At 71.5% G+C, this 16127-nt stretch carries 16 protein-coding genes and 1 pseudogene; 13 read left to right on the top strand and 4 right to left on the bottom strand.

The window, feature by feature from the left end; genetic code table 11:
- Positions 1-213: 213 nt before the first annotated feature.
- From ACIBCM_RS08875 to ACIBCM_RS08865, 3 genes and pseudogenes are all read right to left on the bottom strand, one after another.
- Positions 214-507 (bottom strand): annotated as a pseudogene (locus tag ACIBCM_RS08875) (transposase); the annotation flags it as partial.
- A 106-nt stretch (positions 508-613) separates the two neighbouring features.
- Complete coding sequence (locus ACIBCM_RS08870) at positions 614-1282, bottom strand: hypothetical protein (protein ID WP_399241259.1); 669 nt, start codon at positions 1280-1282, stop codon at positions 614-616.
- A 3-nt stretch (positions 1283-1285) separates the two neighbouring features.
- Positions 1286-2359, bottom strand: a complete 1074-nt coding sequence (locus tag ACIBCM_RS08865) for a PucR family transcriptional regulator (RefSeq protein ID WP_399241258.1) — start codon at positions 2357-2359, stop codon at positions 1286-1288.
- 106 nt (positions 2360-2465) lie between these two features.
- Here ACIBCM_RS08865 and ACIBCM_RS08860 point away from each other — a divergent pair, with 106 nt between their 5' ends.
- Complete coding sequence (locus ACIBCM_RS08860) at positions 2466-3362, top strand: alpha/beta hydrolase (protein ID WP_399241287.1); 897 nt, start codon at positions 2466-2468, stop codon at positions 3360-3362.
- Between the two features lie 154 nt (positions 3363-3516).
- Here the strand turns inward: ACIBCM_RS08860 and ACIBCM_RS08855 are convergent, their stop codons facing one another.
- Positions 3517-4395 carry an alpha/beta hydrolase gene (locus tag ACIBCM_RS08855; RefSeq protein WP_399241257.1) on the bottom strand — a complete coding sequence of 293 codons (879 nt, stop codon included), beginning with the start codon at positions 4393-4395 and terminating at the stop codon, positions 3517-3519.
- A gap of 280 nt (positions 4396-4675) precedes the next feature.
- Here ACIBCM_RS08855 and ACIBCM_RS08850 point away from each other — a divergent pair, with 280 nt between their 5' ends.
- From ACIBCM_RS08850 to ACIBCM_RS08795, 12 genes are all read left to right on the top strand, one after another.
- Positions 4676-5692, top strand: a complete 1017-nt coding sequence (locus ACIBCM_RS08850; protein WP_399241256.1) for a helix-turn-helix domain-containing protein — start codon at positions 4676-4678, stop codon at positions 5690-5692.
- 161 nt (positions 5693-5853) lie between these two features.
- Positions 5854-6090 (top strand): hypothetical protein, encoded by a 237-nt coding sequence (locus ACIBCM_RS08845; protein WP_399241255.1) that lies wholly within the window; start codon positions 5854-5856, stop codon positions 6088-6090.
- Between the two features lie 268 nt (positions 6091-6358).
- Positions 6359-6607, top strand: a complete 249-nt coding sequence (locus tag ACIBCM_RS08840; protein WP_399241254.1) for a hypothetical protein — start codon at positions 6359-6361, stop codon at positions 6605-6607.
- A 25-nt stretch (positions 6608-6632) separates the two neighbouring features.
- The gene (locus ACIBCM_RS08835; protein WP_399241253.1) at positions 6633-9317 is read left to right on the top strand and encodes an FtsX-like permease family protein; all 2685 of its coding nucleotides are present in this window, start codon (positions 6633-6635) and stop codon (positions 9315-9317) included.
- Between the two features lie 2 nt (positions 9318-9319).
- Positions 9320-9850, top strand: a complete 531-nt coding sequence (locus ACIBCM_RS08830) for a MauE/DoxX family redox-associated membrane protein (RefSeq protein ID WP_399241252.1) — start codon at positions 9320-9322, stop codon at positions 9848-9850.
- Between the two features lie 163 nt (positions 9851-10013).
- Positions 10014-10565, top strand: a complete 552-nt coding sequence (locus ACIBCM_RS08825) for a TlpA family protein disulfide reductase (protein ID WP_399241251.1) — start codon at positions 10014-10016, stop codon at positions 10563-10565.
- Positions 10562-12436 (top strand): ABC transporter ATP-binding protein, encoded by a 1875-nt coding sequence (locus tag ACIBCM_RS08820; protein ID WP_399241250.1) that lies wholly within the window; start codon positions 10562-10564, stop codon positions 12434-12436. The genes ACIBCM_RS08825 and ACIBCM_RS08820 overlap by 4 nt, the downstream gene beginning before the upstream one ends.
- Positions 12433-13161, top strand: a complete 729-nt coding sequence (locus ACIBCM_RS08815; RefSeq protein WP_399241249.1) for an ABC transporter ATP-binding protein — start codon at positions 12433-12435, stop codon at positions 13159-13161. The genes ACIBCM_RS08820 and ACIBCM_RS08815 overlap by 4 nt, the downstream gene beginning before the upstream one ends.
- The gene (locus ACIBCM_RS08810; RefSeq protein WP_399241248.1) at positions 13158-13712 is read left to right on the top strand and encodes a S24/S26 family peptidase; all 555 of its coding nucleotides are present in this window, start codon (positions 13158-13160) and stop codon (positions 13710-13712) included. The genes ACIBCM_RS08815 and ACIBCM_RS08810 overlap by 4 nt, the downstream gene beginning before the upstream one ends.
- A gap of 187 nt (positions 13713-13899) precedes the next feature.
- A complete protein-coding gene (locus tag ACIBCM_RS08805) occupies positions 13900-14694 on the top strand; it encodes a matrixin family metalloprotease (RefSeq protein ID WP_399241247.1) in 795 nt (264 codons plus the stop codon).
- Positions 14695-14892: 198 nt separating this feature from the next.
- Positions 14893-15291 (top strand): carboxymuconolactone decarboxylase family protein, encoded by a 399-nt coding sequence (locus ACIBCM_RS08800; RefSeq protein ID WP_399241246.1) that lies wholly within the window; start codon positions 14893-14895, stop codon positions 15289-15291.
- A gap of 17 nt (positions 15292-15308) precedes the next feature.
- Positions 15309-15506: a hypothetical protein gene (locus tag ACIBCM_RS08795; RefSeq protein ID WP_399241245.1), complete on the top strand. Its 198-nt coding sequence runs from the start codon at positions 15309-15311 to the stop codon at positions 15504-15506.
- Positions 15507-16127 lie beyond the last annotated feature (621 nt).

The raw sequence follows: 16127 nt of genomic DNA, 5'->3' as shown, positions 1-16127 counted from the left end.
CGCCGGAGACCGGGAGAAGACCCCCGAGGAGAAAGGCCGCTACCTCCACCCCGAAGTCCACGGCCAACCCGCCGCACTCGGCCGCCGCGCCGCCAACCTCCCCACACCACCACCCCCACCCGACACCGCGGAACCTGAAGACCGTCCCACACCGAACGGCTGACCACCGCCCGCCCCGGCAGCGGCGGGCCGCCTCCCGACGTGCCGTACGGCTGAAACCTGGCAGTTCGCCCGTTTCCCGACGGCGCCGCAGTACTGGCGGGCGACCCCGACCGACGCCGTGCCGCACTTGGGGAACGACACGTCGTCGATCACCCGCACCTCGGGCGTGACCGCCTCGGACAGCCGCTCCGCGATCCGCGCCTCCCGCCCGGCTACCGCGAGATCCTGGCTCTGCTCGAGCAGAGCACCGAAGGACTCCGGACCGTGAACCTCTGCCAGGCGCTGGGCACCGGCGCACCGAAGGCATGCGCGTGCCAAACTGAAGTGCCTGGTCGGCTGCGCCATCCTCACCGAGGAGGAACCCAGTCCGTTCACCCTTGCCCCGTCGGCACCATTCGCTTCCGACACGGGCCCCAGCTGATCTCGGATGGAAGCTCGCAGAACGCTCCACTCAGAGCTTGCCCGAGACGCGGGATGGGTCGTTGAAGAGGGCTTCGATGTCGCTGGGGTTGGTGGCCAGCAGGTTTTCCAGTTCTTGGGGGGTGATTCTGATGTGGCCGCACTCTGGGACGGCGGTGCGAGTCAGGCCCGGACGGGACAGACGGTGGTGATCTTCGTATCGGTAGTAGCAGAACGGGAGTCCCGCTGCGTGCAGCGCGCGGGTGAGGGCCCATACCCGTTCTTCTGAAGCTTGCACGTTCACACCCTTGTTCCGCAGTTCGGGGATGACTTCCCGGTACGACATGTCCGACAGCGGATTGCCCCTGACGTCGAGCAAGCTCAGCTCCGCGCACTCCAGGGTGAGCGAGATGTCCGCGACGAGGTTGCGCATCAAGTTCAGTACGCGCAGCGAGGGTGCCGTGCTGACCGCTCCGATGCCACGGACGTCGCTGTCGCAGACTGTGAGGCTCCTGAGGGCGGGGAATCCGCCCAGGTTTGGGATCGTGCTGATGCCGTGGCCGGACAGGATCAGGATTCGCAGCGACCCGCAGCGCTCGAGCCCGGAGATGCCACGGGCATGTTGGACCGCCAAGTTCACGATACTGTCGAGTTCCTCGTCCCGGAACGGTACCGGGTGTCCGACTTCGAGGGTGATCGCTCTGGCGATAGCAGGGTCCATCGGTCATCCTTCGAGGGCTTGTCTGGCCTTCACGAACTCTAGCTCGTCCTCGAACAGCCGCCATACGGTGAGGGCGAGCCTGGCCCGTACCAGCCCGGTGGGTTCGGTGAGTTCGATGCCCCATGCCTTCGCGATCTGTTCGAGCCGGCGGGAGACGCTGCTGTGGTGCAGATGGAGGAGTTCGGCGGCCCGGCGGACGGAGCCCGTGGCGCAGTAGGCGTCCAGGGTCTCCAGGCATTCCGGGGATGCGGCGAGGCGGGCGACGGCGGCCACGTCGGCATTGCCGTTCGCGGCTTCCCGGGGCACCTGGGCGAGGAGGGCCAGCGCCCCCAGGTCGTCGTAGTGGACGACCGGCCGGTGCGGGCCGGTGAAACGGAGGGCGGTGCGGGCGTGGCGCCAGGACCGGCCCGGGCTGTCGGAGGCACCGATGCCCGCGCGTACACCCGCCGGGAAACGGAGCGGGTCCACGGTGGTGGCCAGGATGACGCCCACGTCGGAGAGCGAGGCCGCCTTCACGGGGCGGGCCGGGCAGATCAGACCGCCGATACGATCGAGTGGCAGCCCTGAGCGTACGGCGACGACGTGGACCGGCAGATGGGCGGCGAAGCCCAGAAGCCGCAGTGCCCGGGCCCTGGCCGCCTCATCACCGCCGGAGCTGACGGCCAGTTCGACGAGGGCGGGGTCGGCCATGGTGGTACGGGCCGGGCCGTACCTCTCGACGACCGCAGCGGCGGCGATGGCCAGCCTCTCCAGCACCACGTCGTCGAGCGGGACGGGCGGGCCGGGGCGTTCCAGCCACACCGTCCCGATCTCCTCCTCGTCGAGGGTGATGGGTGCCCTGGTGGACGCGGGTGACGGCGGGGCGGACGCCTGTCTGCCGTCCGGTGAGATGCGAATCGTCCGTCCCGTGCCGGTGAGCCGGATCCCGGCCACACACCCGGCCAGCCCCGCCGAGGAGCGGGCGAGCGCCACGATGTCCACGCGCCGGCGGATCAGCGTGTCGTAGAACGCGACGATACGGATCGCGCCCTCGGCGTATGAATCCAGACCCGCGAGCCGTACGGCCAGTGCCTCCATGCCGCAAGAATAGAAGGACGGGGTGCGCCGGCCGGTGCGTCGTCAGGGCGGTTCCCGCGACGAGTGGCGGCTGAACTCCAGGGTGAGGACCGTGAGGATGAGCCTCATGGATCCCGAACTCGAAGCATTCGTCCCCCTGCTCCCCCGAGAAGACCTGAGCGATCCGGCGACCAGCCGCAGGAACTTCGCCGAGCGCGCCGCCTCGATTCCCGCGCCGGACACCTCAGGAATGGAGGTCGAGGACCTCACGGTGCCAGCTGATCCTGATGTGCCGGTGCGGATGTACCGGCCCGGCGGAGCGCGGGGCGCCATCGTCTGGCTGCGCGGCGGCGGCTGGGTCATGGGCGATCTGGACACCGAGCGTCACTGGTCCGCCCGGCTCGCGGCCGTCTCGCGTGCGACGGTGATCTCGGTGGACTACCGCCGGTCCCCGGAGCACAGGTTCCCGGCCGCTCTGGACGACGTCTGCGCCGTGCTGGCCTGGACGGCCGAGCACGCGGACGAACTCGGCGTCGACCGGGAGAGGATCGCGGTCGGAGGGCACAGTGCCGGCGCGGGGCTCGCTGCGGCGGTGGCGCTGCGTACCCGCGACCAGCAGGGCCCCACGATCCGCTTCCAGTTGCTCAACCAGCCCGCGCTCGACGACCGGCAGGAGACATGGTCGCAGCGGAACTTCACCGACACGCCCTTGCACGACCGCGAAACGATCACCGCGGTGTGGCGGCACTATCTGGGCTCCCGGCCACCCACACCGTACGCCGCCCCGGCCCGGGCCGCCGACCTGGCCGGCCTGCCGCCCGCCTATATCTCCACCGCCGAGTTCGACCCTCTCCGCGACGAGGGCATCACCTACGCGCTGCGCCTCCTCCAGGCGCGTGTGCCGGTCGAACTGCACCAGTGGCCCGGCACCTTCCACGGGTCGCAGGCGATCCTGTCCGCCGATGTCTCGCAGCGGCAGCTCGCCGAACTCGGCGCGGTCCTGCGCCGCGCCCTGGACGGGTGAGGCGGCCGGACCCGACACGGCGGGCCCGTTCCATCGCCCGGGCAGTCGGGCAGGCGGCGGTGCGGGCCCGAAGGCCGTCGCGCGTCCAGGGCCGTCACGTGCCCGGTGGCGTGGCGGCCCGCCGGGACAGGACCGGGTCCGGGCCCGGGGCGAGTCAGGGCCGGGCGCCGGGATCGACGAACCTCCGGACGAAGGCGAGCGCGGTGTCGGCGACCTCACGCCAGCCGTGGTCGATGGTGAGGGCATGGCCACGGCCGGGGATCTCGGTGATCTCGGTGACCGCGTGGGCGTTCCGCACCTGCTTCTTGTAGGAGGCGTTGGCGATGGCCCAGGGCACGGTACGGTCGTGCTCGCCCGAGATGATGAGCAGAGGACCGCGGTCGGCGGAGAGGGTGTCGACCTTCACCTCGGTCCACGGGTTGATGTTGGCCGCCGCGGCCTGGAACAGCGGCTCGCCGGACGCCGGGACGGCGAAGGTCTTGTACAGCTCCCGTGCCTCGTCCTCGCCGACGGCGTTGGCGAACGCGTACCTGAACTGCTCATAGGTGAGCGGTACGGCCCGGTGGTAGTTCGCCGGGTTGCCGAGGACGGCGCTCGCGGCACGCAGGGAGGACAGCGGCAGGGGCAGCACACCGCGGAACGGAGCGGGGTCGATGGCGACCGACGCCCGGGACAGCCCGCGTCCGGCGGATATCTGGGTGATCAGGCCGCCGAAGGAGTGGCCGATCACCACGGGCTCGCGGTCCAGTTTGCCTATCAGGTCGCAGAAGTGGTCGGCGACCTGGCCGACGCTCTTGCCCGCGAAGACCTCGGGGTGGGCGTTGGCCTCCGCGACGGTCCCGGGATCGTCGGGCCAGCCGGGAGTGACCGGGGCGAAACCGGCCTGTTCGAAGACGGCGGCCCACCGGTCCCAGCTGGTCGGCAGCAGCCACAGGCCGTGGATGAAGACGGCGGGGACCCGGCCGGTGGCGTTGGCCCGTTCGATCTGCCCGAGGTCGCGGTCGAGGGAGGCGTCGGACGAGGGGGTGGTCATGGAGAACTCCTCGGTACGGCGGGGCGGGTTCACACCGAACGGACGGCATCACGGATCAGGGAGGTGACGGTGTCCGGCCTCTCACCGTGGCTGCCTCCGGCCTCCGCCCCCTTACGGGACGGAGGGGGCGATTCGGAAACCTAGACGTGCGGGCGCGGTTCGGGTGGCCCGTGGGTGCAGGAGACTTGCCCTTGTGCGCAGGGTCCGGCCGGGGCAGGCTTGCGGCCCCGCGGACAAGGGAGCGGACCGGTGCCGGACACAACGGGGAAGGCGGGATTCCGTGCTGTTGCTGGACCTCGACAGCGTCGAGCCGGGAGAGCGGGTGGAGGCGTTCCACCATGTACTGACGGACGGGTCCGTTCCGAACGACGTCGTCCACGAGGAGCCCGGGACGGGGCTGCGCGCCCGGTTCGAGGCGTGGCGGCTGGGCGGGCTGGACCTCGTGGACGTACGCAGCACGGGATTCGAGGTCCGGCGGACGGCCAGGCATGTGCGGTGGCATCGCGAGAGCCCTGTCGTGTCGGTATCGCTCCAGACCGCGGGCGTCCACCGCGCGGAGAACGGCGGGGCGCGCTACACCCTGGGCCCGGACGACATCGGCGTCTTCCACGAACTGTCCCCCCGACGCTACGGCTGGTCCGGACCTGGAGCCTCGCAGGCCATCACCGTCGACATGGAACTCCTCGGGGTGCCGGTGGAAACCGTCGTGCGGGCTTCCCTGCGACTGCGGGCCAGCCCCCTGCACGGTCTGGTCCTGGGACACCTGCGGGCCCTCTGGAGCGACCCAACCCATCTGGAACGGGACCCCGGTGGAGCCGCCCTGGCGAACGCCACGACCGAACTCGTACGGGCCCTGCTGCTCTCCGCGGCCCACGACGAGGGGGATCTGCGGGTCCGGTCGGCCATGGACGACTCCCTGACCGTCCGGATCATGGCGTACGTACGCCGCCATCTGACCGATCCCGGGCTCACTCCGGAGCGGATCGCCAGGGAACACGCCGTGTCCCTGCGCCAGTTGTACGTGGTTCTCGGCCAGGCGGGGATCAGCCTGGAGCAGTGGGTGATCGCCGAGCGGCTGGAGGCGGCATGCCGTCTGCTCGCGTCCCCGAGGTTCGCCGGACTGCCCGTGGCGGCCGTGGCGGCCCGCTGCGGATTCAGCAGCCCCAGCCACTTCACCCGCCGGTTCCGGGCGGCCTACGGGGTCACCCCGCGCGATTGGCGGCGGCACCGGATCCAGGAAGGGGCGGAGGGCCCGCGTACCCGGCGGGAGCCGCCCGAGCCGTCCGCCGGCGTATGACCGCGTGACACCGGCGGCCCGCCCGCGCCCCGGGGCCGCCACGGTCGTCTCCCGTCCGGACCCGTCGGTGGGGGAGTCGGGAACGACCACCGGGAACCGGAAGCCGGACCCTCCCCGTTCCGCCGGGGCGCTTCCGGCGGCCGCGCGATCTCACTCTGCCGGTGCCCGAGGCGCTGCGCCGCATCCGTCTGTCCGCCGGTGCGTACGGGCTCTCCCGCGAAGAGCGGGCCAGGCTGCCCACCGTCGCGGCAGAGCGTCTGAGGGCGCCGGTGCGTTGGACGCGCGAACCCGACGCGGCAGGCCATCCGGCCTTCAGCGGACACATCGCCGAAGGGCATGACCGCCGTTACGTCACTGACGCACGGTGGATCGAAGAGGCGTTCGCGGACGGCTGGTGAGCCGTGCCCGGCGCGTGGCTGATCACAACCGGTCCGCATGTTTCGGTCACATTGCCGATCGGCCCTTGTGATCACCTGGACTGAATGGTCTACTCCAATGCGCATTCAGGGCGGACACACCGTCCCGGATGCCGAGAGCCCGGTGCGGCCCGATCCGGCCCGGCCCTCCGGGCACCGGTTCGGCTCCGGGCCCGGACGACGCGTGACCAAGGGGAACCGGGCCCCCGGGACCGCCACAGTGCACCGACCGACGAGAAGAGGCGAACCTGTGAAGTTCCTGACCCGACTCGGCGACATCCTGCTGAGCGGACTGGCTCCCGAGACCGAGGCGTGGGCCGCCGAAGACCCGTGTCACGGCCAGTGCTCATCCGGTTGCCAGACCTCCTACATCCAGACCACCTGCATAGCCAACCGGCTGCACAAGCGGTGTTGTTACGTGGGCGGCAGCGCGTGCCCCGCTCCGTACTGCGGTCCCTGGAGGAACTGCGGTCTCACCACCTGCTCTCCCGGCCGCTGACCGCGACCCCGAACGAGGAGGGCCCGTGTTCCGTCTGATGCGGCTCCATCTGACGCTTCACCGGGCCAGGTCCACGGCCCTCCTCACCGGGATCCTGGTGGCGGTGTCCGCGTTCGTCGTGCTGACGGCCACCACGGAGTCCAGCAGGCTCACCGTCACCGGCACCGTCTCCAAGAACCGCGGCGCCTACGACATCCTCGTCCGCCCCGGGAACGCGGCGCAGGAACTGGAGAAGGCCGAAGGACTGATCCGCCCCAACTCGCTCTCGGACATCTACGGCGGCATCACCGTCGACCAGGTCGACACCGTACGGCGCGTCCCGGGCGTGGACGTCGCCGCGCCGCTCGCCGTCCTCGGGCACCAGCCGGAGGCCGGTGCGATCCTCGTCGACCTCGCACAACTCGTGCCCAAGGGCACCCGGGGGACCTTCGGGCTGGACCGGACCTGGCACTACGACCGGGCGCTGTCGTCCACCAGGCAGCAGCGACGCACGGTCTTCATCACCCCCTACCGCCTGGAGGCCCGCCCCGGCCCCGAGGTGAGCCGGCAGCACGCCACCGCCGGCGTCGCCGAATTCCATCAGACCTACCGCCACTTCGAGATCCTCCCCTCCGGGCAGCGCCGCGAGGTGTGCAAGAGCACCGCGCGGCCGGAGGAGAACACCACCCGTCTCGTCGCGAGCGTGAACTGTCTGAGCTGGGCCGGGATCACCTACAAAGGGCTGCCCGACGGGATCGAGCAGCCGGCGGAGGGGCCGCTCACCTGGGTGGCCGTCAACTTCCCCGTGTCATACCTCGTCGCGGGGGTCGACCCCGAGGCCGAGTCCGAGCTGTTCGGGCTCGACGCGGCGGTGACCAAGGGCGACTATCTCGCCTCAAGGGCCCCGGCCCGTCTGCGCGACCGGCCGGCGGACGACCCGGCCTCGGCCATGCAGATGCTCCGCTCGGAACGCACCGCCGGAGACCTCACGCTCTCGCTGACCCTCACCCGCCAGGGTGAGGACCGCCCCCTGCTGCGCAAGCAGTACGACGCCGGGACCCGGTACCACGAGTACCCCGTCGGCAAGGTCAGCGACATCGGCACGGGCGCGTTCACCGCCACCGGCCCGGTGACCTACGACCGAGCGGCCGACGGCACCCTGCGGCCCCGCCGCGTCGAACGCCCCGCACGATCCGGGACACTTCTGCCGCTCGACGGACAGGACGCGTGGTTCCGCGGGATCCTGCCGGCGAACCGGAACGTGTCGGGGGGAACCGTCCTCCCCGAGATCGTCGGCACCTTCGATCCCGGGCGGCTGCCCGAGTTCGACTCCACCACCCGGCTGCCCCTCGGCACCTACGGCGAACCGGCCCTCTCCGGCGCGGACGAGCGTTCCCGCAAGCTCCTGGGCGGCGGCGCGCTGCGGCCCGCGTCCTCCCCCACCGCGTACGTCCAGCAGCCACCTCTCATGCTCGTCTCGATGGAGTCGGTCCGGTGGCTCGCGGAGTACAACCATCTGTCCACCCACCGGCAGACCGTCGCGCCGGTCTCCGCGATCCGGGTGAGGGTCGCCGGGGTGACCGGGGCCGACGAGGTCTCCCGGGAGCGGGTGCGGGTGGCCGCCGAGGAGATCCGGGAACGCACCGGGCTGCATGTGGACATCGTCCTCGGTTCCTCCCCCGAGGCGCGGACCGTGGCCCTGCCCGCCGGGGAGAACGGACGCCCCGAACTCAGACTCACCGAGTGGTGGAGCAAGAAGAACGTCGCCGCCCGGATCGTCGAGGCGTCCGACGCCAAGTCGCTGCTCCTGCTGGTGCTGGTCCTGGTGGTGTGCACGCTGTTCGTCGCCAACGCGGCGGCGGCCTCGGTCCGTTCACGCCGCCAGGAGCTGGGGCTGCTCGCCGCCGTGGGCTGGCGCCGACGGCAGCTGTTCGCCATAGTCCTCGGCGAACTGCTGCTGCTGGGAACCGTCGCCGGGCTGCTCGGCACGGCCGCGGCCCGGGCGGCGGGCCTCGCCCTCGGCATCGACGTACCGGTCGTACGGGCGCTGCTCGCCGTCCCGGTCGCGCTGGCCGTGGCGCTGGTCAGCGGGGCGGTCCCCGCGTGGCTGGCCGCCCGCGTCCAGCCCGTCACCGCGCTGCGCCCCGCCGTCTCCACCGGACGCCGGACCCGGATGTTCGCCGGGGTGACGGGCATGGCACTGGCCGGTGCCGTACGCGCCCGGGGCCGGGGACTGCTGGGCGCCGCCGCCGTCGCCGCCGCGGCCGCCGCGACCCTGCTGCTCATTGCCGCGACCTCCACCTTCCGGGGGACCCTCGCCGGTTCACTGCTGGGCGAGACCATCTCGGTGCAGGTGCGGTCCACCGACATCGCCGCGGTCGTGACGATGGTGCTGCTGTCCACGGTGGCGGTGGGCGATGTGATGTACCTCGGGGTGGAGGACCGCGCGTCCGAGTTCGCCCTGCTGCGGGCGGTCGGCTGGGGCGAGGCTGTGACGGCCCGGCTGGTGCTGCTGGAGGGGATGTTGATCGGTCTGCTGGGCGCGGTCGCCGGGACGCTGCTCGGCGGGGCCGCCGCGCTGTGGCTGGCGCCCGGCGGCGGGGTGGGCGCGCTGCTCGTCCCGGCCGCTGTGGTCGTCGTCGGGGGCACGGTGCTGTCGGGGGCGGCCGGTCTGGTGCCCGTACTGATCCAGCGGCGCGGGTCCCCGGCCCGGCTGCTGGCGGAGGAGTGAGGATGACGTACGCAGTGCTCACGGCACGGCTCGCGCTCGCCGGGGTCCTTCTGGTGTCCGCGGTCGCCAAGGCGCGGTCCTTCGAGGAGACCTGGGCCATGCTCGACGGCCTCCTGCGCCGTATCGGCCCCGGCGCCCGCCGTTCGGCCGGTCCCTCGGCCGTCGCCCTGATCGCGGTGGAGGGCACTACCGGACTCGCCCTGCTCGGTCCGGCGCAGACGGTACGGCCCGGGCTCGTCGCCGCCGTCGTACTCACCGCGGCGTTCACCGCCGCCGCCGTAGTGGCCACCGTCTCCCGCGCCGAGGTGGCGTGTGCCTGCTTCGGCCGGCCCGCCGCGCGACTCGGTCGACGGCACATCGTGCGCAACACGCCCCTGCTGGGCCTGGCGGTCCTGGGGCTGGCAGGAACCGGGGCGGTGTCCGGGACGTCACCGGCGGCGCCCGCCGTCGTCCTCTGCTCCGTGGCGGCGGCTGTGATCACCGTGGTGACGGCCTTCTTCGACGACATCGCCGACCTGCTGGCCACCCCGTGACGCGCGGTACACGGGCCGGCTCCCCGGGCTCCCGCGCTCCGGGAACCCGGTGTCCCCGGCCCCGCACCGTCCGCACTCCCCGAGAACCCGGAACTCCCGCAACCCCCGAACCACCCGAACTGCTCGAACTCCCGAATCGTCCTGAGACGGAAAGGAAGTGGGCATGATCTACCTGTCCATAGGATTGCTGCTCCTGGGGATCGTCACGGCGCTGAACCTGGTGCTGGTCCTCGCGGTCATCCGGCGACTGCGCCGCCACGAGCAGGAGCGCAAGCGGCTGTTCGGGACCTACGGGACCCTGGAGTCGGGCCCCCCGGCGGATGAGCCCCTGCCCGCCTTCACCGCCGTCGCCACCGACGGGACACCGGTGACCTCGGACGGCCTGAACGGCCGGGAAGCCGCGCTCACGTTCCTGTCGACCGACTGTGCCGTCTGCGCCACCGCCGCCGGTGACCTGCCCGAGTTCGCCCGGCGCACCGGGATGGATGCCGCCCAGATGGTGGTGGTGATCGCCGGCGACGACGAGACGGCGGCCGAGGAGATGACCGCGCCGCTGGCGGGGGTCGCGACGGTGGTACGGGAGGAGGCCTCGGGTCCAATGTCGACGCTGTACGCGATCCAGGCCACGCCCACCACGGTGCTGGTCGACGCGGAGGGCACCGTCACCTACGCCCGGGCCGGCACCAACCCGGTGCTGGACCGCCTGCCCGCGTGAGCGGGGGCAGGGACACCGGGGCACACCGGCTCGGCGGTGTACGCGGGTTCGCCACCGGTTCGCTCGCCGCCCTGGAGCTGACCTGGCGAGCGGGTCCGGCCACCTTCGTCTGCCATGTCGTCCTCACCGTGTCGCAAGGGCTGCTGCCCGCCGCCGTCACCCTGGTGACGAAGTGGCTCTTCGACGCGCTCCAGTACGGCCGGGACACCGCCGGGTTCTCCCCTCCGGCCCTCGCGGTGGGCATCGGCACGATCACGGCACTGATGTCCCTCCTGCCGCTCGCCGCGCACTTCACCCAGGCCCGGCTGCAGCGCGGGATCGCCCACCTGGCCCAGCGGCGCCTGTACGGCAAGGTGAACGGCTTCACCGGCCTGTCGCGTTTCGAGGATCCGGAGTTCCTGGACCGGCTGTGGCTGGCCCAGGACTCGGCGACCAGCGCACCCGGCCAGATCACCACCGCGATGTTCGGCCTGGTCCAGCAGGCCATCGCGCTGACGGGCATGGTCGCCGTGCTCTCCGCGATCAGCCCGTGGCTGACGGTCGTGACGATCGCGGCGGCGGTGCCCGTACTGCTGGTCCAGGTCTCCCTCGCCCGGCGGGAGGCCGGGCTGGCGTGGACGATCAGCCCCCGCAACCGGCGCCAGCTCTTCTACCAGAGACTGATGCTGGACGTCGCCGCGGTCAAGGAGGTGCGTCTGTTCGGCGCCGGGAACTTCCTGCTCGGCCGGATGGACGCCGAGACGCGTGCCATCAACGCGGCGGAGGAACGGCACGACCGGCGGGTGCTCGCCCTCCAGTCGCCGCCCGCCCTCCTCGGCGCGCTCATCGCCACGGGCGGGCTGGCGTGGACGGTCCACGGCGCGCTGTCGGGGCGGTTCGGTGCCGGGGACGTAGCCGCGTTCCTCGCCGCGGCCACCGGGGTGCAGGGGGCGCTGGCCGCTGGGATCTCCCACATCACCGGCGGCTACCACAGCCTGTTGACGATCCGTCACTATGTGGAGGTCAACGGCCTCCCCGCCGATCTTCCGGTGCGACCCGACCCGGCGCCCGTGGCGCCGCTCACGGACCGCGTCGAACTGGACGACGTCTGGTTCCGCTACCGGGAGGACGGCCCATGGGTGCTGCGCGGCGTGAGCCTGACGATCACCCGGGGCGAGTCGATCGCTCTCGTCGGCCTCAACGGCGCGGGTAAGTCCACCCTGGTCAAGCTGGTCTGCCGACTGTACGACCCGACACGGGGCACCGTGCGGTGGGACGGTGTGGACATCCGCGAGATGGATCCGGAGCGGCTGCGCGACCGGGTCGGCGCCGTGTTCCAGGACTATGTGGCCTACGACCTGTCGGCGACGGACAACATCGGCATCGGGGACCTGCGCCACCTCGACGACTCCGACCGGATCGCCGACGCGGCGCGCCGCGCCGACGCCCACGACTTCATAGCCGAACTTCCGCGTGGTTACGACACCTTGCTGTCGCGGACCTTCCCCGAGGCCGACGACGAGGGGACGGGAGATCCGTCGGCGGGAGTGGCGCTGTCCGGCGGTCAGTGGCAGCGCCTCGCGCTGGCCCGCGCGATGCTCCGCCAGGGCCGGGATCTGCTCGTCCTGGACGAGCCCACCGCCGGTCTCGACCCCGCCGCGGAACAGCGGCTCCACGAGCGACTGCGGGCCCACCGCGCGGGAACGACCAGTCTGCTGATCTCCCACCGACTGGGTACCGTACGCCGCGCCGACCGCATCGTGGTCCTGGCGGACGGGAGAATCAGCGAGTGCGGCAGCCACGGTGAACTCATCGCTCTGGGCGGCGAGTACGCACGGCTCTTCACACTTCAGGCATCCGGGTACACCGAGGACGAGGAGGTGGCGGTGTGAGTGACCCCGTGGACGTCACGGAGCCGCACAGGGACCGGCGGGACCCTGAGGGCCGGCCCGGGCCCCTGGTCGAGATCAGCGGTCTGTGCAAGACGTACGCCGGGGGGTCCGGGACCCAGGTACGTGCCTGCGACAAGGTGGACCTGGTGATCGAGGAGGGCGAGACGGTCGCCCTGACCGGCCCCTCGGGCTCGGGCAAATCCACTCTGCTGTACCTCCTGGGGGCGTTGGAGCAGCCCGACTCGGGCACGATCGACGTGGGCGGGCAGCGCGTCACCGCGATGAGACGGGCGGAACTCGCGGCGTACCGGCGCCGGGTGGGATTCGTCTTCCAGGGGTTCCATCTGCTGCCCGCGCTCACTGCGCTGGACAACGTCATCGCGCCCGTGCTGCCGTACCGGGTGGACTTCGACCGGCGGGCCAGGGCACGGGAACTGCTGGCCTCGGTGGGGCTGGAGGACCGGGCGGAGTTCCTTCCCTCCAAGCTGTCGGGCGGCCAGCAGCAGCGGGTGGCCGTCGCCCGCGCCCTGATCGGCGACCCCCGGCTGATCCTCGCCGACGAGCCGACGGGCAACCTGGACTCCCGGGCCGGTGAGGAAGTCCTCGATCTGCTGACCGGACTGCGGGAACGGCACAGCACGACCGTGGTGCTGGCCACCCACGACCCGGACGTCGTGGCCCGCTGCGACCGGGTGGTCCAGCTGCGGGACGGCCGGACCGCATGAGGTGGTCCCTGGTCCTGCCCGCCGCCCTGGTCCCTACGGGCGCCGCCGCCCTCGCCGCGTGGCGGGCACGGCGCCGCTACGTGGCCGTGACCGTGCGCGGGGGGAGCATGCTGCCCACCCTGTCCGACGGCGACCGGGTGCTGATCCGACGCGGCGCGCGCGGGCTGCGGCGCGACGACATCGTGGTGGTCGCCTGCCCCGATCCGTACACCTCCTGGCGGGACAGGCCACCGGTCTCCGGGGATCTGACGGCCACCGAGTGGTTCATCAAGCGGGCCGTGGCGCTGGCGGGTGAGCCGTTCGGTGGCGGCCCGGTACCGGCGGGCCATCTCGCGGTGGTCGGCGACAGCGTGGGCGACGACTCCCGGCGCCGCGGGCCCTGTCCGGTGGACCAGGTCCTCGGCGTGGTGGTCCGCTCCCTGGGCCGAGCTGCCCCGGGGGATCCGGTACTTGAGGACGTTCCGCCCGCGTCCCCGGGCCGACTGCCGGCCCTGGTGCGGGTGCGACCGGGGAGGTGGGCGCGTCCCGGCGGGCGCCGGCGTGCCGGATGACCGTTCACATGGTGTGGCCGGGCGGCGCGCAGTAACGTGAAAGGGAGGTTCATGCGGCCGAGATGCCGCGGAATCCGCCGTGCGCCGACGATGCGTCACGCACGACCGGCTGGTCCCCGAGCGGCGACCACCGGATGCCGCTCGGGTCCGGGACCACGATGAAGGAACTCACCCGGAGGTCAGGGCGATGCATGAGAAAACCCAAGCAGAATCCTCTGACATCAAGGCTGTTCGCACACTGGAGAAGGGCCTGAGCGACCCGGGCTTCGAGCGGGTCGAGGGCTTCCTTGAGCGCTTCGGCTATCTGGACCGCGGACACACCGCCCGTGGCGAACTCGACGCGCGGGTGTCATCGGCTCTCAAGAGGTACCAGAAGCAGAACGCACTGCCGGTCACCGGCGACTTCGACGAACCGACGCGCGACCGGATGTCCGAGCCCCGGTGCGGAATGCCGGACCCGGTGTCGAGCGTCGCCTTCTCGGCGGTGTGCGCGTGGGATCGCAGGGACCTGACGTACGCGTTCGACGCCGGGACCTCCGACATCCCCGGGGACGACGAGTTCGGAGCAGTCCGGAGCGCCTTTGAGACCTGGGAGTTCCATACACCGCTGACGTTCCTGGAGATCCTGCCCACCGACAGCCCCGACATCATGGTGGGCTGGCGTTCCACGGTGGAGGAGGACTACGACATGACCGGGGTCGCCATCGCGCACGCCGATCTGCCGCCCAAGTGCGAGACACTGGTCCCGGGACTTCCCCAGCCGCTGCACTTCGACAACGGCGAGCACTTCTGGTCGATCGGGGCGGTGTCGAACGCCCATGATGTGGAGTCGGTGGCGCTCCATGAGATCGGACACCTCATCGGGCTGGGGCACTCCAGCGTCCCCGACGCGGTGATGTTCCCCTCCATCGCCACGAACACGGTTCACCGGACCCTGGCGACGGACGACAAGAACGGCGCGCTCTCGCTGTATCCCTTCTAGGTCTGTATCCCTTCCAGACGGGTCTCGCCGTCTGGTAACCGTGACGTCGCGAAAGGGATGACCGTATGAGAGCCGTCATCGCTGACGGTGACGGCGCTGTCGGCCCCGGGAATCGGGTCTACGCTGGGGACGAGGGCCCGATGAGGCCCGGAACCGGGTGTACGCGGGTCCTGTGTGTCGTCACAGAAGGGAGCCGTCATGACCACCACGGTCAACCGCGGTGAGATCGAGGCCGACATCAAGGAGACGCTGGGTCTCGTCCCGCACTTCTTCACCCGGATACCCACCGAACTGCTGGGCCCCGAATGGGAGATCTTCAAGCGGATCGAACTCGGGGAGACTCTGATTCCCAACAAGTACAAGGAACTCATCGGCGTCGGACTCCACGCGGAGACGAAGTGCCGCTACTGCACCCTCTTCCACACCGAGGCGGCGAAGCTGTTCGGCGCGACGGACGAGGAGATCCAGGAAGCCGTCCACTACGCCAAGGCCAGCCTCGGCTGGAGCGCGTACCTCAACGGTATGCAGGAGGATTACGACCAGTTCTCGGCCGAACTCGCGCAGATCGCCGACTACGTGCGCGCCAAGGCCGCGTGACCGGCCCCGGAGCAGCGATGGAACTGGAGAGAATCCGCCCGATGGTGCTGCGCGCCACCTTCCACGCCTATGAACTGGCCGCCCTCACCGCGGCGGCCCGGTATGTCGTGGAGTCCGCGCCGCCGGAGATCCCGGCCGATGCCCTGCGGCAGCTGGAACGGCTGCTCGCGGACTACGACGCCCAGGTACGGAACCTCTCCGGTCCGTCCGGGTGACGGATCCCCTCGGTGTGTGCCCTGCACGATGAGAGCCGCTGCCGTGCGGGCGGGACGGGGTGCGCGGAACAGGGGACGCGGAACTCCGGTCGAGAACGCCCGGGGCGCGCGTGCGAGGAAGTCCCGGTTCGGGGTGTCGTGGCAGGTCGGTCGTCCCGGCGGAGCTGCCCTCCCTGACGGGTGGTCCTGACCCCGGGAAGGCGGCCCGCGCGCGGCGGGCCATGCTCGCGATGACCGTGTTCGACCCCGGCGGACTCCGCAAGGCGCACGCGGGGGAGCAGGCCCCGTGGCGCGGACCCGTTCCCGGCCGCTGTCATCCGCGGCCGGGGAGCCGCCGTAACCCGCCGGCGGACACCGCGGTCGCCCGTGCCGTGGTGCCACCCTCCCGCCCGGCCGGTGATCCCTGTCACACACCTGGCGCTGTTGGCCGAGTCACATGCGTCCGTCGCGTACGAGGGCGACCCACCGCATGGCCCCGGGCCGGGCGGAACATCACCGCGGTCCCCGCGGTCGCAATGGCAGCCGGGGGCGTCAACTCGGTGAGGCGTGGGTCACATTCCGGGCCTCCGCGCGTGCTCCGGGACGAACGGCACCTCGCCGCACGATCTTTGTGTGCTATAC

It is taken from the genome of Streptomyces sp. NPDC051018 (assembly GCF_044456085.1).
Taxonomy (GTDB): Bacteria; Actinomycetota; Actinomycetes; order Streptomycetales; family Streptomycetaceae; genus Streptomyces.
Note: the sequence above shows the minus strand (reverse complement) of the source record. Positions and strands in the feature narration are given on the sequence as shown.